The sequence below is a fragment of the Bacillus sp. AY3-1 genome (genome assembly GCF_008368785.1).
GTDB lineage: Bacteria > Bacillota > Bacilli > Bacillales > Bacillaceae_G > Bacillus_A > Bacillus_A wiedmannii.
Genome location: NZ_QORZ01000020.1, coordinates 1 through 20,741 on the forward strand (window position 1 = coordinate 1; position 20,741 = coordinate 20,741).

General features: G+C 36.2%; 20 protein-coding genes and 5 pseudogenes. 22 read left to right on the forward strand and 3 right to left on the reverse strand.

Annotated features, from left to right (window positions below):
• The 3 genes and pseudogenes from DN389_RS21060 to DN389_RS21070 all read left to right on the forward strand — a co-directional run.
• Positions 1-291, forward strand: a pseudogene (locus DN389_RS21060) (LPXTG cell wall anchor domain-containing protein); the annotation flags it as partial.
• A gap of 142 nt (positions 292-433) precedes the next feature.
• Complete coding sequence (locus DN389_RS21065; RefSeq protein ID WP_002007015.1) at positions 434-1,924, forward strand: coproporphyrinogen III oxidase; 1,491 nt, start codon at positions 434-436, stop codon at positions 1,922-1,924.
• 204 nt (positions 1,925-2,128) lie between these two features.
• Complete coding sequence (locus DN389_RS21070) at positions 2,129-3,685, forward strand: fatty acid--CoA ligase (RefSeq protein ID WP_149237561.1); 1,557 nt, start codon at positions 2,129-2,131, stop codon at positions 3,683-3,685.
• A gap of 588 nt (positions 3,686-4,273) precedes the next feature.
• On the opposite strand, the gene DN389_RS21075 is transcribed toward DN389_RS21070, so the two are convergent.
• Positions 4,274-4,471, reverse strand: coding sequence for a hypothetical protein (locus DN389_RS21075; protein ID WP_001098286.1), 198 nt, complete (start codon positions 4,469-4,471; stop codon positions 4,274-4,276).
• A gap of 492 nt (positions 4,472-4,963) precedes the next feature.
• Positions 4,964-5,434, reverse strand: a complete 471-nt coding sequence (locus tag DN389_RS21080; RefSeq protein WP_000955002.1) for a hypothetical protein — start codon at positions 5,432-5,434, stop codon at positions 4,964-4,966.
• Positions 5,435-5,770: 336 nt separating this feature from the next.
• Between DN389_RS21080 and DN389_RS21085 the strand changes: the two genes are divergently transcribed.
• The 8 genes and pseudogenes from DN389_RS21085 to DN389_RS21115 all read left to right on the forward strand — a co-directional run bounded on the left by DN389_RS21085 (position 5,771) and on the right by DN389_RS21115 (position 12,663).
• Positions 5,771-7,249, forward strand: coding sequence for a SulP family inorganic anion transporter (locus DN389_RS21085; protein ID WP_149237562.1), 1,479 nt, complete (start codon positions 5,771-5,773; stop codon positions 7,247-7,249).
• Positions 7,250-7,676: 427 nt separating this feature from the next.
• A complete protein-coding gene (locus tag DN389_RS21090) occupies positions 7,677-8,465 on the forward strand; it encodes an enoyl-CoA hydratase (protein ID WP_000454176.1) in 789 nt (262 codons plus the stop codon).
• A 112-nt stretch (positions 8,466-8,577) separates the two neighbouring features.
• Positions 8,578-8,895 carry a hypothetical protein gene (locus DN389_RS21095; protein WP_088091196.1) on the forward strand — a complete coding sequence of 106 codons (318 nt, stop codon included), beginning with the start codon at positions 8,578-8,580 and terminating at the stop codon, positions 8,893-8,895.
• Between the two features lie 17 nt (positions 8,896-8,912).
• On the forward strand, positions 8,913-9,239 hold the full coding sequence (locus tag DN389_RS21100; protein ID WP_064470977.1) for a nucleoside triphosphate pyrophosphohydrolase: 327 nt from the start codon (positions 8,913-8,915) through the stop codon (positions 9,237-9,239).
• Between the two features lie 149 nt (positions 9,240-9,388).
• The gene (locus DN389_RS21105) at positions 9,389-10,438 is read left to right on the forward strand and encodes a M42 family metallopeptidase (RefSeq protein ID WP_048545609.1); all 1,050 of its coding nucleotides are present in this window, start codon (positions 9,389-9,391) and stop codon (positions 10,436-10,438) included.
• 242 nt (positions 10,439-10,680) lie between these two features.
• Positions 10,681-10,827 (forward strand): annotated as a pseudogene (locus DN389_RS29210) (hypothetical protein); the annotation flags it as partial.
• Positions 10,828-10,851: 24 nt separating this feature from the next.
• Positions 10,852-11,559: pseudogene (locus DN389_RS21110) on the forward strand (N-acetylmuramoyl-L-alanine amidase family protein); the annotation flags it as partial.
• A gap of 150 nt (positions 11,560-11,709) precedes the next feature.
• The gene (locus tag DN389_RS21115; protein ID WP_048566935.1) at positions 11,710-12,663 is read left to right on the forward strand and encodes a TRM11 family SAM-dependent methyltransferase; all 954 of its coding nucleotides are present in this window, start codon (positions 11,710-11,712) and stop codon (positions 12,661-12,663) included.
• Positions 12,664-12,885: 222 nt separating this feature from the next.
• Here DN389_RS21115 and DN389_RS21120 read toward each other — a convergent pair.
• Positions 12,886-13,086, reverse strand: a pseudogene (locus DN389_RS21120) (YflJ family protein); the annotation flags it as partial.
• A 131-nt stretch (positions 13,087-13,217) separates the two neighbouring features.
• Here DN389_RS21120 and DN389_RS21125 point away from each other — a divergent pair.
• The 11 genes and pseudogenes from DN389_RS21125 to DN389_RS21175 form a co-directional block, all read left to right on the forward strand.
• A complete protein-coding gene (locus tag DN389_RS21125; protein WP_097858009.1) occupies positions 13,218-13,679 on the forward strand; it encodes a VOC family protein in 462 nt (153 codons plus the stop codon).
• Between the two features lie 186 nt (positions 13,680-13,865).
• Positions 13,866-14,918 (forward strand): proline racemase family protein, encoded by a 1,053-nt coding sequence (locus DN389_RS21130; protein WP_149237564.1) that lies wholly within the window; start codon positions 13,866-13,868, stop codon positions 14,916-14,918.
• A 19-nt stretch (positions 14,919-14,937) separates the two neighbouring features.
• A complete protein-coding gene (locus DN389_RS21135) occupies positions 14,938-15,915 on the forward strand; it encodes an ornithine cyclodeaminase family protein (protein ID WP_149237565.1) in 978 nt (325 codons plus the stop codon).
• Positions 15,916-16,094: 179 nt separating this feature from the next.
• Positions 16,095-16,724, forward strand: coding sequence for a hypothetical protein (locus DN389_RS21140; protein ID WP_060487653.1), 630 nt, complete (start codon positions 16,095-16,097; stop codon positions 16,722-16,724).
• 194 nt (positions 16,725-16,918) lie between these two features.
• Positions 16,919-17,215: a WXG100 family type VII secretion target gene (locus DN389_RS21145; protein WP_000918602.1), complete on the forward strand. Its 297-nt coding sequence runs from the start codon at positions 16,919-16,921 to the stop codon at positions 17,213-17,215.
• Positions 17,216-17,377: 162 nt separating this feature from the next.
• Positions 17,378-17,653: a TIGR04197 family type VII secretion effector gene (locus DN389_RS21150; RefSeq protein ID WP_149237566.1), complete on the forward strand. Its 276-nt coding sequence runs from the start codon at positions 17,378-17,380 to the stop codon at positions 17,651-17,653.
• 40 nt (positions 17,654-17,693) lie between these two features.
• The gene (locus DN389_RS21155; protein WP_149237567.1) at positions 17,694-18,056 is read left to right on the forward strand and encodes a DUF3958 family protein; all 363 of its coding nucleotides are present in this window, start codon (positions 17,694-17,696) and stop codon (positions 18,054-18,056) included.
• Complete coding sequence (locus DN389_RS21160; RefSeq protein WP_149237568.1) at positions 18,053-19,432, forward strand: T7SS effector LXG polymorphic toxin; 1,380 nt, start codon at positions 18,053-18,055, stop codon at positions 19,430-19,432. Before DN389_RS21155 ends, DN389_RS21160 begins: the two co-directional genes overlap by 4 nt.
• A gap of 1 nt (position 19,433) precedes the next feature.
• Positions 19,434-20,102: a hypothetical protein gene (locus DN389_RS21165; protein WP_048545574.1), complete on the forward strand. Its 669-nt coding sequence runs from the start codon at positions 19,434-19,436 to the stop codon at positions 20,100-20,102.
• Positions 20,103-20,231: 129 nt separating this feature from the next.
• On the forward strand, positions 20,232-20,495 hold the full coding sequence (locus tag DN389_RS21170) for a DUF4176 domain-containing protein (protein WP_149237569.1): 264 nt from the start codon (positions 20,232-20,234) through the stop codon (positions 20,493-20,495).
• Positions 20,496-20,505: 10 nt separating this feature from the next.
• Positions 20,506-20,714: pseudogene (locus tag DN389_RS21175) on the forward strand (ornithine cyclodeaminase family protein); the annotation flags it as partial.
• Between the last annotated feature and the right edge of the window lie 27 nt (positions 20,715-20,741).

Consider the following 20,741-nt stretch of genomic DNA (forward strand, 5'->3'; position numbering starts at 1 on the left):
CCAGGTGAAGAAACAGAAAAACCAGGTGAAGAAACAGAAAAGCCAGGTGAAGAAACAGAGAAACCAGGTGAAGAAACAGAGAAGCCAGGTGAAGAAACAGAAAAACCAGGTGAAGAAACAGAGAAGCCAGGTGAAGAAACAGGAAAGCCTAACTGACCAGAAAAAGAGCAAGGCAGTTCCAATGATCAAAAACTTCCAGCTACAGGGCATAATACAAATTACCTGCCATTTATAGGTGTAATTCTTGTGTTATTAGGAATGCGTTTAAGATTTATGACTAAAAATAGCTAATAGATTTATAAAAGGCAGAAGAGAAATGTCATCTCTTCTGCCTTTAAGTTTTTAAATAGAAGAAATAAGGTAAAACCTTCTGTATTGACCTGCAAACGCCCTTCAAGTAAACTAAAGAGAGTTTGCAAATGAAAAGGTGATAATGTTGTTAATTTCAATTAAAACGCTACAAGATGATCGTTTTTTACGTCCGCTGCAAAATATTGGCGGCTTATTTTTTGAAGATAGTACGATTGGATTTGAACAAGAGGAAGCAAATCTTATTGTTGATATACACATTGAAGAGAATGTGAAAGCATCTGCTCGTTTAACAGATGTTGCTACTGGAAATGTGTATGAAGAAACTTTCGCAAAAGATTTATCTGCTTTCACAGATGAAAAAGAGCGTATGAAGCAAGTGAAGCACGTTGTTTCTTATGTATATCTTTCTGTTCTTCAGCAGTTAACTGGTCTTGAACAAAGTTGGGGCATTTTAACAGGAGTTCGTCCGACGAAACTCCTTCATAAAATGCTTCAAAGTGGTATGTCAAAAGAAGAAGCACACCAAGAACTTCGTGAAAGCTATTTAATTCATGAAGAGAAAATTGAACTTCTTCAGCGTATTGTTGATTGCCAATTAGCGGTAGTTCCGGATTTATACCGTTTGAAAGAGGAAGTAAGTATTTATATCGGTATTCCATTCTGCCCAACAAAATGTGCATATTGTACATTCCCGGCGTATGCAATTAACGGACGCCAAGGCTCTGTTGATTCATTCTTAGGTGGTTTACATTATGAAGTTCGTGAAATTGGTAAGTTTTTAAAAGAAAAAGGTGTAACAGTTACGACGATTTATTACGGCGGCGGTACACCGACAAGTATTACAGCAGAAGAGATGGATATGCTGTATGAAGAAATGTATGAAGCGTTCCCAGATGTGAAAAATGTGCGTGAAGTAACAGTTGAGGCAGGTCGCCCAGATACAATTACGCCAGCAAAACTAGAAGTGTTAAATAAATGGAACATTGACCGTATTAGTATTAATCCGCAGTCATACCATCAAGAGACATTAAAAGCAATTGGGCGTCATCATACTGTAGAAGAAACAATTGAGAAGTATCACTTAGCTCGTGAAATGGGAATGAACAATATTAATATGGACTTAATTATTGGTCTTCCTGGTGAAGGGTTAGATATTTTCAAGCACACGTTAGATGAGACAGAAAAGTTAATGCCAGAATCGTTAACAGTTCATACGTTATCATTCAAACGTGCTTCTGAAATGACGCAAAACAAACGTAAATATAAAGTAGCAGGTCGCGAAGAAATTACAGCGATGATGCATGAAGCAGAAGAGTGGACGCAAAAGCATAATTACGTACCATATTACCTATATCGTCAAAAAAATATTTTAGGTAACTTAGAGAACGTTGGTTATGCAATGCCGACGCAAGAAAGTATTTATAACATTGTTATTATGGAAGAAGTTCAATCGATTATCGGACTTGGTTGTGGTGCATCAAGTAAATTTGTTCATCCGAAGACAGGTGCAATTACGCACTTCGCAAATCCGAAAGATCCAAAATCATATAACGATGGCTTCGTAAAGTATACAGAAGACAAACTGAAAATTTTAGAAGAGCTATTTGTATAAGAAGAAAGAGGTTGTTCCATTTGGAACAGCCTCTTTTTTATATTGTTGTGAGTAAGTTGCTATAATTTCATTTACCAAAAAACTACACTGTTTGTAAAACTATGTCGATAATAATCAGAAAAATTAGTCAAATCATTAGAGGACAATGTCTACTTATGGACGAAATGATAGATTTATGAAAGAGAAAAGGGGGAAATTGTTGGCATGTACATGACGATAGGGAGAATATTTGATCTAGCGGTTGGTAAGTATCCGAATAAAGAGGCGTTAGTAGAGCCGGAAAAAAATATTCGCTGGACATATAAACAGTGGGATGAGCAAATAAATAAAACGGCGCAAGCTCTGTTGAAAGAAGGGGTAAGAAAGGGAGATACTGTATCTGTTTACTTATATAATTGCCGTGAATTTGTAAACGTTTACTTAGCTTGTGCGAAAATTGGGGCGATCTTTAACCCGATTAACTTCCGTTTAAAAGCAAAAGAAGTATCTTATATTCTCCAGGACGCATCCTCCAAAGTCGTTGTCTTTGAAAAAGCAGTTGAATCAACTGTCGCTATCATTGAACGAGATTTTCCAAATTCGTCTTTTTGGTATGTAGAAGACGATACACCTTCCTTTGCTAGTTCCTACCATGAAAAAGTTAATGCGGCATCTTCTGACAAAGTACATATCGAAATTGATGAAATGGATTATTGTTCGATGCTGTATACGAGCGGTACGACAGGTCATCCGAAAGGCGTATTGCATCGTCATCGTGAAATGACTGAGCATAGCATGATTTGTACGTATTTCTTAAAATATAATAGAGATAGTGCCGGACTTGTTGTAGCACCTTTATATCATTGTGGTGAGTTAAATGCTGGAATCATTCCACGCATTCAAGTTGGCGGAAAGAATGTCATTTTACATCATTTTGATACGGATAGAGTATTACATACGATTCAAGAAGAGAAGATTACGACGTTTTTTGCAGCACCGACGATGTGGAATATGTTACTGCAAAAAGATTTAACACAGTACGATTTAACGTCGATGAAGATTGGTATATATGGTGGAGCGGCGATGGCGCCAGCATTAGTGAAGGAATGTAAAGAACGTCTTTATATTGATCTTGTACAAATTTACGGAATGACAGAAATGGGACCAGTTGTTGCGTTTCTCGTAGAAGAAGATCAAATTACGAAAGCAGGTTCAGCGGGAACACCATGCTTTAGTCATGAAATTCGCATTGTAAAACCAAGCGATGATGCACCAGCAGAGCCAGATGATGTATTGCCTCCTTATGAAGTTGGGGAGATTATTTTGCGCGGCCCAACTATGATGGCTGGTTATCATAACCGAGAAGAAGCAAATGCAAAATCGATGTATAAAGGATGGTATCACTCTGGTGATTTAGGTTATTTCGATAAAGATGGCTATTTATTCGTCGCAGATCGTGTGGATGATATGGTAATTAGCGGAGGCGTTAATATTTATCCACGTGAGATTGAAGATTTCCTTCATAGTCATCCTGGTGTATTAGATGTTGCGGTGCTTGGTGAGCCAGATGAATTATGGGGAGAACGTGTTGTGGCTGTTGTTGTAAAGAAAGATGAAGCGATTACAGAAGAAGATTTAGAAGTATATTGTAAAGAAAGTGATGAATTAGCAGATTATAAACGTCCACGTCATTACTTATTTGTGGATGAACTGCCTCGTAATGCGAGTGGGAAATTACAGAAGTTTGTGCTTAGAGAGTCTTTGAAAGGTGCGAAAAAATAGAAAGTGTGGGATGCCTACGTGATTTTCGCCTGTTTGTCTGTAAGCGATTAAATAGACGAAGCAATATCTTTGCTCTTTTGTAGAGGGGGGAATTAAGTGAAGGTCAATTGATCTTCACTTAATTCTCGTTTTTTCTTAATGAAGAGTGATTCGTGTATTTGAAGTAAGGTGAAAGAACAAAAGGGATGTAATGTATAAAAGAAAAGACACCCTAAGGTGCCTCTCTCCGACTTGAACCATTTTCATTTCATACGAATCTATCCGTATTACCCCTTTGTTATAAGTGTAAACACATACTATAAAACAGAATCGTCTATATACACTAGATTGTTAGTTCACAAAATATAAGAGATCTGAGATCAGTATCGGAGTAACGCCACATCCCCTATAATGATTGATATGTTACGCCTTTTAAAAGAATCTGCTTTATAGAACGTGTCCACAAGTTATATTTTACTACATGTAATATTCATTTAGTTTATTTTTTGTGAATATGTATAATTACATAAACTTCATGAGAAAAAGAGAGTATACTTTGGTGTTTTGTAATAAAGATAAAGCCCGCCTACAAAAAATAGAGGGCTTTTCTTACTTCTTATAGATATCTATTCCAATTATATTATCAGATGAATCTAAACGAACATATACGTCATCTGACAAAAGGTGGGCATTATATATTCGTTGTTTATATGTTGATATCTCGAAGCGTTTTCCATTGGATTCACATTCCAAAATAATCATATCCCCATGTTCTTTCCAATTTACTAATCTAGCAGTTGTATTCATTTTTAATCCTCCTCTAAATCATTTTATGAAAATTACTAGAGATAGTGTGAGGAAGGAGTTTATATAGCCAAAAAAGAAACTTTAAGATGCTTTCTTTGATTGGAGAGATTGTAACATAGTAACTTTTTTTAAAAACAAATAATTTAATTATATTAATAATAAGGTTAATTAATATAATGTATTAATCTAACAGAAGGGAGGAATAGCCATACAATTAGTTTGTTTTAAAATAGTAAGTGGTCAATATTTCTTATTTGTAGAAGGTATCCAGATTCCTGTACCAATTCCAGCGGCTGCTGCAGCTCTATTAATTGGTCTAGGAATAATTCCACTTTGTTCTTAATATAAGGAATTTTAGCTGTTCTACCTTTTAATTGAAAACCCCTCAAGCATATGAATGCTTGAGGGGTTTTTACTGTTATAAAAATCGTTGAATTAAATGGGGTTCGCAACATTGTTTGATGGTCATGTTGGGATGCCCATTTTCTACTTTTATTTACGTGAAAATCCTTCTTCATCAAGGTATTCCGCAGCTTCTGGGTAAGAGTTGAATGTACCGTCTAAGTTTACACCAGCGTACACGTTCCACATATCATCCTCTTGAATAAGAGTTAGGATGTGGCCGTCTTCGTTCTTCCATTCTTCTTCTGCAGCAGGTTCCATTGGTGTAACAATTTCTTCTGGCTCCTGTGATAGACGTTCAATTACTTTTTCAATTAATGAACGCAGTTCTTCTTCTGAAAACTCACGGATGTTAATCATGCCTTTATCATCTGTTTTATAACCTTTAATGAAGTTTGCATATACAAAGCCGTTTCCATTTGGATGTAAATGATATACAACGTTCTTTTTATCTAAACGACTTTCTTCAAAGTGAAAGTTCACGCGTTTTAATGATACGTTCTTTCTTTCTAATTCAGGGAAAGATTCAATAATCGATAATTTTTCTTCAAAAGTTAGCATAGTGCCTCCAAATATATAATAAAAGATTTAATTTATCTATTATAGCATAGTTATAATAGTTTCCAAAGATGCGGTGTGAGCTTGCAATTGAATACGTTTACGTCACGAGACTGTAAAAAGTGGACTAACGAATATATTCTTTTAGGTGTACAATGGAACGTGGACTTAATCCCGCATTAACGGGCAGTAAGATCCCCACCTCAAATTTCGACGAATGCGAGAAAGTTAGGTGGGAGATCAACTGCCCGTAAAAGCCCGATTGGTTCAACTAATAATCAGTGGGGGAGGAACACACCCACTGATTAAAGTTTCACTTTATATGAAGGTGGTTATTATATGTTTCAAAGAATAGCAAAGGAATGTTTAGCAGGTTTTACTGTTGCGATTGTTGCGTTGCCACTTGCCATTGCATTTGGTATTGCTGCAACGGGAACGTCTGAAGGAGCACTAGTCGGATTGTATGGTGCGATTTTTGCAGGTTTATTTGCGGCTTTATTTGGCGGGACACCGGGGCAGGTTACCGGGCCAACTGGACCGATTACGGTAATTGCGACAGGGGTAATTGCGACGCACGGGTTAGAGGCGAGTTTTATAGCATTTATGATGGCGGGACTGTTTCAAATTTTATTCGGTGTATGTAAGCTTGGCTCTTACGTGCGATATATTCCGTATCCTGTCGTTTCAGGATTTATGAACGGTATCGCATTAATTATTATTTTAGGTGAAATAAAGCATGTGCAAAATAGTTTTCTACTCGTAGTATTAACGATTATTGTAATGATTGTTTCTGGAAAATGGATTAAAGCGATTCCATCTAGTTTAGTTGCATTAGTAGGTGTGACAGTTATGCTTCCTTTCATTTCTTCGGCGTTAGAAGGGCTTACAGTGAAGTTACCGTTTATCGGAAACTTGTCATTAAATAAGGTGATTGAGAAGATTGGAACGATTCCAGAAGCAATGCCGACGCTTCATATTCCATCTTTAAGTGGAACAGGCATCGCAGAACTTATTTTACCAGCGCTTAGTATTGCTTTATTAGGATCGATTGACTCGTTGTTAACATCGGTTGTAATGGATAATGTGACGGGTACACGTCATAAAAGTAATAAAGAACTGGTCGGACAAGGTATCGGTAATATGATGAGCGGATTGTTTGGCGGATTAGCAGGGGCAGGGGCGACTGTACGATCTATCGTTAATATAAGAAGCGGTGGTAAAACAGCGCTTTCGGCATGTATGCATAGTGTTATATTATTTATTTTCATTATGGGACTTGGATCGGTCGTACAATACATTCCGCTTGCTGTATTATCAGGTATTTTAATTTTAACTGGTATTGGCATGTTTGATTGGGAAAGCATGAAGAAAATGCATGTAGCACCAAAAGGTGATGTCATTGTTATGCTTGTAACGATGGTTGTCACAGTGAAGTTTGATTTAATGATCGCTGTTGCATTCGGTATTATTCTTTCGTTCATGATATACATGGTGAAATGTAAAGAACGTAAAGCTTCTATTGTAAAAGAAAAGGAAGCGACGTATAAAATTAAAGGTCCACTTTCTTTCCTAACAGTGGATCGTGTTTTTCATACTTTACAAGACGTAAAGTCTCCAGTTGTTTTACGTATGAAAGATGTGCGCTATATGGATGTATCAGGAGCGATGGCATTGTTAAACTTTGTTGAGCAATCGGATAAAGTAGGTGCGAGTGTGACGCTAGAACAAGTGCCTGCTCATATTGAAAATACGTTAGTAACGATGGCGAGTAATGAGCAGAAAGATAAATTACAGTTTGTAAAAGCTGAGGCTATATAAAAAAACACCCTCGTATGAGAGTGTTTTTTTATTGTATTCAACATCTTTATATCACAATGTTTTGTGGTCATTGAAGTTTGTTAATCTTAGCATTATAGTAACATTCTAGATTAGGAACGTGATATTATAAAAATGTATATGAATTTTGAGAATTCCTTTTTTCAGAAGGAAGAAAAATGAATTTCTATATTTGATTTTTTATATCAAACTTAAGAATACACCATTTCATTGTAATGGTAAATAGATGGAAAGTATGGATAAACCGACTTTAATTGCTATATTTTTTAACGGAATGGTATGTTTTATACGAGGCTATATACAAATTATGAGATTATTAGACAGAAAATTAAGAAAAAAGAAGGGTTTTTCACCTGCTTTCTATAATTATATAAGTATAATCTTTATGTAGAAAAGAGGGGTATATATAATGGAAGTAACAAGTAAAACAGAATCTGTCATTGTGAAATATGAAGGGCACGTTGCAACGGTTATGGTCAATCGCCCAGAGGTGTTAAATGCATTAGATGAACCAACGTTAAAAGAGCTATTACAAAAACTGAAAGAAGTTGCGGAGAGTTCAGCGCATATTGTGGTGCTATGCGGGAACGGCCGCGGTTTTTCTGCGGGTGGAGATATTAAATCGATGCTTTCAAGTAATGATGAAAGCAAGTTTGATGGTATTATGAATACTATTTCTGAAGTTGTTGTAACTTTATATACGATGCCGAAGCTTGTGATTAGTGCGATTCATGGACCTACTGCTGGTCTTGGGTTAAGTATTGCGTTAACAGCTGACTATGTGATGGCAGATATATCATCCGTTATTGCGATGAACTTTATTGGAATCGCTTTAATTCCAGATGGTGGCGGCCATTTCTTCCTTCAAAAGCGCGTCGGTGAAAATATGACGAAGCAAATTATTTGGGAAGGAAAGAAATTATCAGCAACAGAAGCGCTTGATATCGGTTTAATTGATGAAGTAATCGGTGAGGATTTCCAAACGGCTGTGAAGCAAAAAATTAGCGAATGGTCACAAAAGCCGATTAAAGCGATGATTCAAACGAAGCAAATTTTATGTGAAGTAAATCGTTCTAATTTAGAACAAACATTGCAACTTGAAAAGCGCGGCCAATATGCGATGAGACAAACAGCGGATCATAAAGAAGGCATTGCTGCATTTTTAGAAAAACGTTTGCCTGCATTTAAAGGGGAATAAAGTGAAATTTGAATTAATGGTAGTTTTACTGCCGGTTAATTTAAGGTAAAGGGGAGAAAGTGCTAACACATTTTAGTATAATTGTGTTAGCACTTTTTTTTAGGAGTAATGTATGAAGAAAATTATCGGTGTGATCGGCATGATTGTAATAGCATATTATGCTTTACATAGTACACCATCTATGGCGGTGCGAACTGCTTTGTTTTTTGAAGGACATCCAAGCGTTGCGTTTTCTGGCGAGGTGACGAAAGAAAAAGATGTGAAAAAAGAAGCAATTCCAGCTGAGTACCAAACTTTATATAGTAAGGAAGAAGAATCAGAGCACTATTTCTTTCCGCACGTAAGGGCACATGGATCAGGAATTGATATGCTTAGTGTGTGCGTGAAGAAAAAATGGTTTTTCTATAAAGCAGAGCTCGGATGTTATTAAATATAGGAGGTTGAATGATGTCAGCATATAACAAGTTAGTAAGAGATCGTGTTCCAGAGAAGATTTTAGTGTCTGGAAAAACATATACAGCACAAAAATTAACAGGACAAGCATACATACAAGCTTTAGCGAAAATTGGAACGGAAGAAATTCGTGAATTTGCTTCTATGAAAGAACGTGAACATGCGCTAGATTCTCTTGCGGATGCACTGGAAGTGATCATTTCATTAGCGCGTGCAGAAGGTGCAACAATTGAAGATGTAGAACGTCTTCGTAAGCAAAAAGAAATAGAGCGCGGTGGATTTGAAAGAGGCATTTATTTGTTGGATGTTTCAGAAGAATAGTTTGATAGAAAGCATAGTGTTTATGAATAACGCTATGTTTTTTTGTTAAAGCGAATTTTAATACAATTTAGAAAATTAAGCTATATGAGTAGAGGATTTATAGTAAATTCGGTATACTGAATAGTAGAGAAAATGAGGAGGAAACGACAATGGCACATCATACGAAAGAAACGATGGAACTTATTAAGGAGCTTGTCTCTATTCCGAGTCCGTCTGGAAATACAGAGAAAATCATTCGTTTTATTGAAAACTATGTAAGTGAGTGGAACGTAGAAACGAAGCGTAACAATAAAGGCGCTCTTATTTTAACGGTAAAAGGGAAAAATGATGCACAGCACCGTTTATTAACGGCACACGTTGATACGTTAGGGGCGATGGTGAAAGAAATTAAGCCTGACGGTCGTCTAAGTCTTTCTATGATTGGCGGATTTCGCTGGAACTCTGTAGAGGGGGAATATTGCGAAATTGAAACATCAAGCGGTAAGACTTATACAGGAACGATTTTAATGCATCAAACATCTGTGCATGTATATAAAGATGCAGGTGAAGCGAAACGCGACGAGAAAAATATTGAGGTTCGTATTGATGAGCGTGTCTTTTCAGCTGATGAAGTACGTGAATTAGGAATTGAAGTAGGAGACTTCGTTTCATTCGATCCGCGCGTTCAAATTACAGAGAGTGGATACATAAAATCACGTCATTTAGATGACAAAGTAAGTGTTGCGATTTTATTAAAATTAATTAAGAGATTACAAGACGAAAACGTAACATTACCATATACAACGCATTTCTTAATTTCTAATAATGAAGAGATTGGATACGGTGGTAACTCTAACATTCCAGAAGAAACGGTTGAGTATTTAGCGGTTGATATGGGAGCGTTAGGTGATGGTCAAGCATCTGACGAATATACAGTATCTATTTGTGCAAAAGACTCTAGCGGTCCGTATCATTATGCACTGCGTAAACATTTAGTAGAGCTTGCGAAAACGAACAATATTGAATATAAAGTAGATATTTATCCATACTATGGATCGGATGCATCAGCTGCGATTCACGCTGGATTTGATGTGAAACATGCATTAATTGGAGCGGGTATTGATTCTTCTCATGCATTTGAGCGTACACATGAAAGTTCGATTGCACATACAGAAGCGTTAGTATATGCATATGTAATGTCTCATTTAATTGAAGAATAATTTCATAGAAAATAGAGAGGGCTGATTAAAAATATTATTTTTAATCAGCTTTTCATTTGGTGGGTAATTAATCGCTTTTTGAAATGTATTTATATTTATTATTCCTTATATATTTATTTTAATAATATAGATAGGAAACGTATTTACTACAGTGATTGAATGTTATAAACTATTATAGGAGTTATTTACCAGTTAATATTTTTAATATTATTTTTATGAAGTACAAGGCAATAGCTGCTGGTATGTTAGCAGCAAGTTTACTAGCTTATCCAGTTAGTAGTTTAGCAGAAACGAAGAAGTTTTCAGATGTTCGAGACGACTCATTTGCAAAAGACGCAATTTACTATTTAGTAGATCGAGATGTAATTAGCGGTATGACAAGTGATACGTTTGCGCCAAAAGTAGTAGTTATTGAAGAAAAAGATAGCTGGATTCGTATCCGTACAAATAGTGGCTTCCAATGGGTGGATAAAAATCAATTAAACCCAGTAAAACAAGAAAACTTCTTAGAAGGTAAAGCAATTATTATTGATCCAGGTCACGGTGGAATTGACTCGGGTAATGTTGGTTATTATGAGGAAGAAAGTAAAATTGTATTAGACACATCTTTACGATTACAAAAAATATTTGAGAAAAAGACACCATTTACTGTTAAGTTAACACGTACGAACGATACACGCCCAGGAGTAGATTCTGGCGATTCTTTAAGAAAAAGAGTAGAATTTGCTAATGAAAATAAGGGTGATATCTTCGTAAGTATTCACGGTAACGGTTCTACAGGTAAAGATGGACACGGTACAGAAACATTCTATTATGCAGCAGCACCGACAAAATCAACGAACCCGTATACGGAAGACAGTCGCTTATTAGCAGACAAAATTCAAAAACGCCTTGTAGCAGCACTTGGGACATTTGACCGTGGTGTGAAAAAGGATATTTGGTACGTAGTAAAATACAATACAATGCCAGCTGTATTAACAGAATTAGCATTTGTAGATAATAAAAGTGATGCAGATAAAATTGCTACACCAAAACAGAGACAAGCTGCAGCAGAAGCAATTTATCAAGGTATTTTAGATTACTATGAAGCAAAGGGGAATAACGTATCTTCTTTCCGTTAATAAATCAAAAGAGATTGCCAATAGGCAGTCTCTTTTATTTATTAACGTTTCTCTTTATTTCCGGCATGTGATATCATTTAATTTTACGTAAAAAAGATATTCGAATAATTGTAATCATAATAATTTTAAACGATAAAGGATGATAATAGATTGAGTAATCATAGTACAACACCTGCATGTATATATACGTATGCATTTCGTGAGGAGGAGCGTGCTTTATGTTATTTGGAAATGCGCTCGTTCTTTGGAATGGAGTCTCACGTTAATATTTTGAAAAGTGATGTCAAAATTGACCCGAGTAGAAGTGCATTTATTAAAGAGCGCGTTGAGGTTATGTATGAAGGAGACGACTTAGAAAGTATTTTAAAACAAGTGGAACAAATTGATTTGGCGGGAGCGTCGTTTAAAGTTATCTTCGTTAAAATCAATGACCTGGTTGGAGAAAATAAAATTGAATATGGGGAAAGACGTCTCATTGAACGAGACCTGGGCATGCATATTGAAGGAGAAGCGGATGTTCGTAATCCAGAGCGTGTATTCGGAATTGTTCCTCTTGGAGGACGTTGGTACTTCGGACACTATGTAGAAAGTGAGCCAGTTTGGTATCATCACATAAAAAAACCGCATAGTTATTCGACATCTCTTAGTACACGTGTTGCGAGATCAGTTGCCAATATCGCTGTACCAAATCCAGAGGGAGTACGAGCAATTGACCCGTGCTGTGGTATTGGAACAGTAGTAGTAGAAGCACTTTCTATGGGAATTAACATCGTTGGTAGAGATATAAATCCACTTGTGGTGCTTGGAACGAGAAAAAACATTGCACATTTCGGGTTTGAAGGAACAGTAACAAAAGGTCCAATCGAGGAAATTACTGAGAACTACGATGTTGCAATTATCGATATGCCGTACGACTTATTTACGCATGCAACACCAGAAGACCAGTTCTCTATTCTTTCAAGTGCGCGCCGCATCGCTAAAAAGGTAGTCGTTGTCACGATGGAAACAATGGACGACATGATCCATGAAGCAGGATTTGAAATTACAGATCGCTGTATTACAAGAAAAGGATCATTTACTAGACAAATTCTTGTTTGTGAATAAGAAAAGAAGGTCACCCGTTTGGGTGACCTTTTTTGTTTGTATTGATGTGTGATTGGTTGGTAGAATGGAGGAGTGATTTGACGGAATTTGTCGGTAAGTCGATATTCCATATCGAATCGTCGATATATTTAAAAAATCGTTGATATATTGTGCTGAATCGCTGATATATTTGAAAAATCGTTGATATATTCCGAGAATCGCCGATATCGCTACATTAGCATATTACTGTTCTTTTAATTTCTCTTGCTGTGCAAGTAATAAATTGCGTAAAACGTGTCCGCGGTAACTTTCTAGTTTTCGTCCTTCATGATAGCGCACACCTAATTTTTTTAATTCAGCTACGTACCAGCCTTTTGTTCCGTAATACATGGGATCACTTCCTTTTTGCTTTTGAACAGTATATGTGGCGGGGGGAGAGAATTTTCTATTTTATTCAGCATTAGTGCTACAAATTTGAAAAAAATGTAAGAAGAATATGATATCACTTCTATTTTTAGTTTATAAAAATAGGCTTTATAGTAAGAATTTCTAAAAATATAAAGGGGGAATATGTTTTGTTTCCAGGTACTTTATATGAAACGCATGTTAAAACAAAAAATTTAGAAGTAGCAAAGGAGTTTTATACGAAACTTGGATTATTTCATGCTCTCACAATTGAAGAACGCCGTGTAGCATTCTTTTGGTTTGATAAAGATAATAAGAAGGAACAAATGCTGGGCATTTGGGAGGTATCAGAAGAAGCATTCCATACAAGTCACTTTGCATTCAAGGTTAACTATGAAGAAATCATTTATGCAAGGGAATGGCTGCTGAATAAAGGAATAAACCCAAGGGCCGCTTTCGGTCTTGAACCGTCTGAGCCTATGGTCCATACGTGGACACCTACTGCAAATCTTTATTTTTATGATCCGGACGGTAATTCTTTAGAATTTCTATGTTTACTTCCTGAAAAGAAAAACGTAAAACAAGATGTCATGCATTTAAGTGAGTGGGAAAAATTGCCGAGTGACATATAAATTTGATTTTGGCACAAATCCCGCGAAATAATTAAAAAAGGAACCATAATGTTGCTCAAGTAGTGACGTTATGGCTTTTTTGTTTTGTGCGGGCTAATAATCATTCACTGTCTACTGTATAAAAAAATAGACAGTAGTGTATGCTTTTTTACACAATGTATACAAATTTATACCCTATGCGTTGGCATGATATTTGCAATAAAAAGAGTATCAACATATAGGGGAGAGATAGAAATGAAGGTTAGTAAAGTGTACACGACAATTGATGCTCACGTAGCTGGGGAGCCGCTTCGAATTATTACAGGCGGCGTGCCAGAAATAAAAGGAGAAACGCAGCTAGAAAGACGCGCATACTGTATGGAGAATTTGGACCATCTTCGCGAGGTTCTTATGTATGAACCGAGAGGACATCACGGTATGTACGGTTGTATCATTACTCCACCTGCAAGTGCTCACGCTGATTTTGGTGTATTATTTATGCACAATGAAGGCTGGAGTACGATGTGTGGGCACGGCATTATCGCTGTTATTACAGTCGGAATTGAAACAGGTATGTTTGAAGTGACAGGTGAGGAACAAAAGTTCATTATTGATAGCCCTGCTGGGGAAGTGATTGCGTACGCAAAATATAATGGGAGCGAAGTAGAGTCTGTATCATTTGAAAATGTCCCTTCATTTGTATACAAAAAAGATGTTCCTATTAAAATAGATAACTATGAATTTCAAGTAGATATCGCATTTGGTGGAGCATTCTACGCGGTAGTAGATAGTAAAGAACTTGGTTTGAAGGTTGATTTCAAAGACTTAGCTGCTATTCAAACGTGGGGCGGTAAAATTAAGCACTACATCGAGAGCAAAATGGAAGTAAAGCATCCACTTGAAGAAGGGTTAAAAGGAATATATGGCGTTATTTTCTCAGATGAACCGAAAGAAAAAGATGCAACTTTACGAAATGTAACGATCTTTGCTGATGGGCAAGTAGATCGTTCTCCTTGCGGCACAGGAACTTCCGCAAGAATCGCAACTCTTTTTGAAAAAGATGCTTTACAAAAGGGAGAAATTTTCGTCCACGAATGCATTACTGACGGGAAATTCGAGGGGGAAGTATTGTCGGTAACCGCAGTAGATACATATGAAGCTGTCGTTCCGAAAGTAACGGGTCATGCATTTATTACAGGATTTCATCAGTTCGTTGTAGACCCGAGAGATGATTTGAATCGGGGATTTTTGTTAGGATAGAAGGAGGAGGTGGAAAGATATGCTAGTCATAAGCGCGAATGAACAACGAAACTTAGTAAATATGAACGAAGTCATTGAATACGCGGCGCTTGCTTTAAAAGAATTTTCCGCAGAAAGAACGATCACACCAATTCGCGGCTCATTACCGTTTGCGAACGAGAAAAATACGGCATTAATTATGCCTTCAGTAGCGGAGGGACTTGAGGCACTTGGCTTAAAAGTAGTAACAGTAGTCCCCGAGAACAAAAAGATAGGAAAGAAAACGATAAACGGAATTGTGATGCTATCAGACTTTCAAACGGGAGAACCGCTCGCACTTTTAGAAGGATCCTACTTAACGATGATTCGAACGGGGGCTCTATCAGGAGTAGCGACAAAACATTTAGCTCGTCATAACGCGAAATCGTTATGTATAATCGGGACCGGTGAACAGGCGAAGGGAATTGCCGAAGCAGTATTTGCGGTAAGAGATATCGAAAAAGTCATTTTATACAATCGAACAGAAGAAAAAGCGTATGCATTTGCGCAATATATACAAGAGAAATTTGGTAAACCTGCTTATGTTTACACAAATGCAAATGAAGCAATAAACGAAGCAGACATCATCGTCACAACTACGAACGCATCCACACCAGTCTTCTCAGAAAAACTACAAAAAGGCGTCCACATAAACGCCGTCGGTTCATTCCGGCCAAACATGCAAGAACTACCATCCCACGCTATCACGGGCGCAAACAAAGTAGTAGTCGAATCAAAAGAAGCAGCATTAGAAGAGACAGGGGATCTTCTAGTTCCGATAAAAGAAGGTTTATTTGAGGCAAGCAACATTTACGCCGAGCTTGGTCAAATTATAAGTGGTGAAAGAGCTGGTAGAGAGAACGATGAAGAGATTACTGTTTTTAAATCGGTTGGTTTGGCAGTAGTGGATATTATCGTTGCGAAGTATTTGTATGAGAAAGCGGTGGAGTGCGGAGTGGGGAATAGGATTGAGTTTTGAGAGACTGCCTTTTGGTGGTCTTTTTTTGTTTGGGGTTTGGTTGCTAGTTTTTTAACTCATTTCATGTAAAAACAATTGATTATTCTTAATCATTCGACACAATGCAACAATTTAAGATCGTGTTTTTTGCTATGATAAGTAAGAAATTTACATATTGTGTTATTGGGGGATAAAAAGAGATGTTGAAAAAATTTACTACATGTATTTTAGGTGGCGCTTTAGTATTCAATTTATCTGGTTGCGGCAATACATCTGACAAAACTTCTTCAGAATCTAAAGAAACCAATTCTAAACAAGAAGAAAAGAAAGTGCAAACAACTGATGAGGCGAAAACGAAAGAGAATACAAAGCAGAAAAATACAGAACAAACAAAAGAGAAATCAAAAATAAAAGAAAAAGAGTATGCTGTAAACAAGGATTTTCATACACCTAAATTTGATGTAACTGTAAAAAGAGTTGTAGAAAGAGATAAGGTTGGTAAAGAAAGTATAGGATTCCAAAAACCTGAAGATGGACATGTCTTTATTGTTGTAGAAGCAGAAGGGAAAAATATCACAAACGAATCGATGAAATTAGCCGTTTTACCATCAGTGGATTTAGTGGATGAAAATGATAATGCTTACCAAAATGATGTGTGGGCAGCTAGTAGTTATGAGGTTGAAAAAGGCGAGACCTCTAGTATTACTAAGGAATTAAAACCAGGGGAGGTAAGGAGAGAAAATAAAGTTTACGTGATTAATAAAGAAAAATTTGATACAGGAAAATGGTATGTAGTTGTTAACCGTGAGTATAAGGAACAAATTAAATAGTGTTTATTTATTAAGAGGAGATGGCTCCTCTTTTTTTGCATGAAATTTTGTAAAGTAAGAAAAATAGAAGATTCATATTCTAATATTCAATAGAAAGATAAAACGTTTAAAAGTTCAGAATAATAGATTATAATATGTTTAGTAAAATTAACCAATATATATTTTGCTCATTATGTATTAAAGGGGAAATGAAAATGGCTGGACAAATTCGTATGTCACCAGAGGAGCTTAAATCGAAAGCGACTCGATATGGACAAGGTGCAAATCAAATTGAGGATATTTTAAGTCAACTACAAAACTTACAAAATGAATTAAGAGGAGAATGGGAAGGTCGTGCTTTCGAAGGTTTTGATCAACAGTTCAATGAATTAAAGCCAAAAGTACAAAACTTCGCACAGCTATTACAAGAAATCAATATGCAGCTGAATAAAACTGCAGAGGCTGTTGCTTCTCATGATGAAGAATTATCACGTAATTTCGGTTTGAAATAAAAAGTGTCATACTCTATATAACAAGCATTTTAATTGAGCCATACAGCTTATATTGTATGGCTCATTTGATTGCATGCCTAGAGCGAGTGATATTGATAGGGATATATATTTAATGAGATTTCTTTAATGCATTTGGAAAACTTATAGAAAGGGTTTGAAAGAATGGGACAATTTCAAAGTAATTTACAAACAGCAACGCAAATTGCTACGAAAATGGGAACAGCCTCTGATAGAATTCAAAGTGCAACCAGTCGTTCTATAACAAAGGCGACGCGTACAACGTTGTCTGTTAACTTCAAAGTACAAGAAGCGAATCAGCAAGTTTTAGACTTGACGAAACAATTTTCCGCTGCCTTTCAACAAGCGGTTGATAATATTCATTTGGTATCTAATGAATTTGAGAGAATGGATAACGAACTTCACAATACTTTTCGCTAATGTGACAACCTACGTAAAGTAAAATAGTAGGAGGAATATGATGAGTCAAGATATTGAAAAACAAATTAAAGAGTTAAATCTAAAGTTACGAAATGTATTTGAAGAACAGGAACGAAATCAGTTCGCGATTCGAGCTCAGGAACAAGCGGAAGCAGATTTTTATGAATGTAGAAGTCGAAATCGTCGTTTGTTCGATCGAATTTTAGGAACTTGGCATGGTGATAGAGAAATGTCCCAGTTTTTTATGAATACGTATCAAGATGCACAACATATTGAACGCAAAGTCACATTTGAATTGGAAAACAAAAAAGAAACATTGTTTAAAGAGAAACGAGATCTTAGTGATTTAGAAAACGCCCTTTCATATCAGCAACAACAATTAGTAAAGGAGGCTAATTCATGAGTTTAAATATGTATTTGGGAGAAGTACAGAACCAAACTCAAAGTATGAATGCTGTATGTACGGCCACCATTCAAGGTATGGAACAAGCCATTCAGTCGATTGACGCTTTTGCAATTGATACTGTGTTACAAGGGCAAACATATAGTAGTGCAAAAGCATTTTTTGTTCAAACCTTTCGGCCTTTAGCGCAAGGGATCATTTATTTATGTGAAGAATTGATTCGTCAGAATGATGCTTTTCCAAGTCAATTTCAATCACAAGTAGCTTCGACAGATGTAATTGAACACGAGATATTAGAACAAATTCGAGAAATTGACCGAATGAAAACAAGTATGGAAGCTGTCAATCAAGCTATGCCAATGCCGGGTATGGATGCTATGGTAAATCTTTTTATTGTTATGAGGCAAAAACTGCAAGAAAAGCTGGATCATTTGTATCAATTCAATCAGAACTCTAGTAATAATTATAGTACAGCACTTCAATTAGCAGCTAGTATTGCTGCAGGTCTTGCGGAAGTTCAAAGTGGGAAAGGGTTTAGTGTTGTCAGCGGTACATTTAGTACACAAGGATTGAATATGGATTGGACGGGGTCTATTCAAAAAATTACAGAAGATAGAGCTCGTGAAGTTGAAAGGTTAAATAAGGATTCTGAATCTGGTGAAGTAGATAAAAAAGATTCATTTTTAGGTATGACTGGCTTTGATCCGATGGTACCATTGGATGGAGTGGGGAATACATTCGGAACACTTACAGGTGCAGCTGCAGTAGGGAATACAGTTTATAAAGTAAGGAATGGTTATGAGGTAAAAAAAGAATTTGATAGAAAAAACAAACGAGTTCTTATAAGAGAGAGTTATGATTCTGTTAAAGATAATAAAAAAGTTAATGGACGGCATAGAGATCATAAGATTTACTATGTAAATGATATCGAAAAGAAAATCGAAAATGGAACAGCTACTCCTAAGATAAAAGAAATAGAAGCTATGATAAAAAAAGGAAGCGCAGCCAAAATGGCCTTAAAGGATAAGCTTGGATGGGCTAGTGTAGCTATAGATTCATATACGGATACGAGTGAGAATATCAAAAATAATGCCTCGAATGATAAAATTGCAGGAGATATTATTGGTAATGTTGTAGTGGGAGGAGCAACAACTGTAGGGGCTGCGGTTCTGACTGTTGCAGTTCTTCCTGCTGCTGCGCCAGTTTTGGCAGTTGCAGCAGCAGGATTCGGTATTTCAGTAGGATTAACATACTTAACAGAAGGTGTAAAATGGGATGTTGATTTAGATGGTGATGGTGAAGATGATAGTATTAAGGATATGGTGAAAACGGGTGCGAAAAAAACTTGGTCAACAGTAGCAGGGTGGTTTAATTAACATGAAAAAAAATACAGATTTTAATAAAAAAGTTTTTGAATATTATATGGCTCTTTATGCTGTAAATGATATAAGATCGACTATAATTACTCTTGTGATTGGGATAGCAGATATATTTGTGCTTTTGCCTGCTTTTGCGAATCCTGTTCAACCGATATATATGTACATAATAGTTCCACCAATTGCTTTTTTAAATGTATGGGCAATATGGATTGTTATAAATCCTAGGAAGCGGCAATTACAATACACTCTATTTCGTGGGGTATTTGGCATCGTATGTTCAGTAGGATTATTAGTTATAACCCAAAAGTTTGCATATGAAATGTTAGGATTACAAACTCCCATCTATTTTGTTTTTTCAGTTGGTTTGTATATTTTTGCTTTGAATCATTATTATAAAAATCATATTAAAAAACTTCAGGAACCAATCAAAAAATCAAAATCATCGAAAAAAAACTCTGGTTTCGGAGTAGTGGCTTTTGTAGGATTGGGTCAACTCGTTGCTAATATCAGTCTTGGTTTTGCAACACAAAAGATGGTAGCAATTGTATTAATGTGTGTATACTCCATGCTTTCATTTATTCTGTTTCATTTCATTATGGAACTCCATAGGTATTATTATTTAAGGAAGCATATAGAAGATGGAGGTAGAACACATGAAACCTTTTAAAGAGTCTGTATTGAATATTAAGTATATAATCGCGGTTCTCCTATAGTCAGTAAAGACTATGGAAAAGAAAAGGGAGAAGCAACATCATGAATATAGAATTACATTTAGATAAAGAAAGGATGGGGAATTATGCCATTTTCTAAAGGAAAGTTTTTACCAAATGGTTCTATTGTTCTATTAAAAGGTGGGACGAAGAAAATTGTGATTTATGGAAGAAAACAAAAACTTATGGTTAAAGAACCTGTGATGTATGACTATATTGGCTGTTTTTATCCAGAAGGATACATTAATCCTGAGTATACATTTGTATTTAATCATGAGGATATCGAAGAAATTATATTTGTAGGTTTTATAGATGAGGAAGAAGAGGCATTTGTAGGATTGCTTAATTGAATGTGATTTAGAAACAGGTGACCTTCAAATTCCGATAAAACTAGCAATCTCCACGCCGAACTTGGACAAATCATAAGCGGGGAAAAAACCGGACGCGAGAATGATGAAGAGATTACTATTTTCAAATCAGTTGGTTTGGCAGTAGTAGATATTATCGTTGCGAAGTATTTGTATGAGAAAGCGGTGAAGTGCGGGATGGGGAATAGGATTGAGTTTTGAGACTGCCTTTTGGTGGTCTTTTTTTGC

What these genes read in the sequence shown, in the direction of transcription:
- DN389_RS21070 (WP_149237561.1), top strand. Translation starts at nt 2,129, where the DNA reads ATGTACATGACGATAGGGAGAATATTTGATCTAGCGGTTGGTAAGTAT.
- DN389_RS21140 (WP_060487653.1), top strand. Translation starts at nt 16,095, where the DNA reads ATGTTGAAAAAATTTACTACATGTATTTTAGGTGGCGCTTTAGTATTC.
- DN389_RS21085 (WP_149237562.1), top strand. Translation starts at nt 5,771, where the DNA reads ATGTTTCAAAGAATAGCAAAGGAATGTTTAGCAGGTTTTACTGTTGCG.
- DN389_RS21145 (WP_000918602.1), top strand. Translation starts at nt 16,919, where the DNA reads ATGGCTGGACAAATTCGTATGTCACCAGAGGAGCTTAAATCGAAAGCG.
- DN389_RS21080 (WP_000955002.1), bottom strand. Translation starts at nt 5,434, where the DNA reads ATGCTAACTTTTGAAGAAAAATTATCGATTATTGAATCTTTCCCTGAA.
- DN389_RS21090 (WP_000454176.1), top strand. Translation starts at nt 7,677, where the DNA reads ATGGAAGTAACAAGTAAAACAGAATCTGTCATTGTGAAATATGAAGGG.
- DN389_RS21155 (WP_149237567.1), top strand. Translation starts at nt 17,694, where the DNA reads ATGAGTCAAGATATTGAAAAACAAATTAAAGAGTTAAATCTAAAGTTA.
- DN389_RS21170 (WP_149237569.1), top strand. Translation starts at nt 20,232, where the DNA reads ATGCCATTTTCTAAAGGAAAGTTTTTACCAAATGGTTCTATTGTTCTA.
- DN389_RS21135 (WP_149237565.1), top strand. Translation starts at nt 14,938, where the DNA reads ATGCTAGTCATAAGCGCGAATGAACAACGAAACTTAGTAAATATGAAC.
- DN389_RS21075 (WP_001098286.1), bottom strand. Translation starts at nt 4,471, where the DNA reads ATGAATACAACTGCTAGATTAGTAAATTGGAAAGAACATGGGGATATG.
- DN389_RS21165 (WP_048545574.1), top strand. Translation starts at nt 19,434, where the DNA reads ATGAAAAAAAATACAGATTTTAATAAAAAAGTTTTTGAATATTATATG.
- DN389_RS21065 (WP_002007015.1), top strand. Translation starts at nt 434, where the DNA reads ATGTTGTTAATTTCAATTAAAACGCTACAAGATGATCGTTTTTTACGT.
- DN389_RS21100 (WP_064470977.1), top strand. Translation starts at nt 8,913, where the DNA reads ATGTCAGCATATAACAAGTTAGTAAGAGATCGTGTTCCAGAGAAGATT.
- DN389_RS21130 (WP_149237564.1), top strand. Translation starts at nt 13,866, where the DNA reads ATGATATTTGCAATAAAAAGAGTATCAACATATAGGGGAGAGATAGAA.
- DN389_RS21095 (WP_088091196.1), top strand. Translation starts at nt 8,578, where the DNA reads ATGAAGAAAATTATCGGTGTGATCGGCATGATTGTAATAGCATATTAT.
- DN389_RS21150 (WP_149237566.1), top strand. Translation starts at nt 17,378, where the DNA reads ATGGGACAATTTCAAAGTAATTTACAAACAGCAACGCAAATTGCTACG.
- DN389_RS21105 (WP_048545609.1), top strand. Translation starts at nt 9,389, where the DNA reads ATGGCACATCATACGAAAGAAACGATGGAACTTATTAAGGAGCTTGTC.
- DN389_RS21160 (WP_149237568.1), top strand. Translation starts at nt 18,053, where the DNA reads ATGAGTTTAAATATGTATTTGGGAGAAGTACAGAACCAAACTCAAAGT.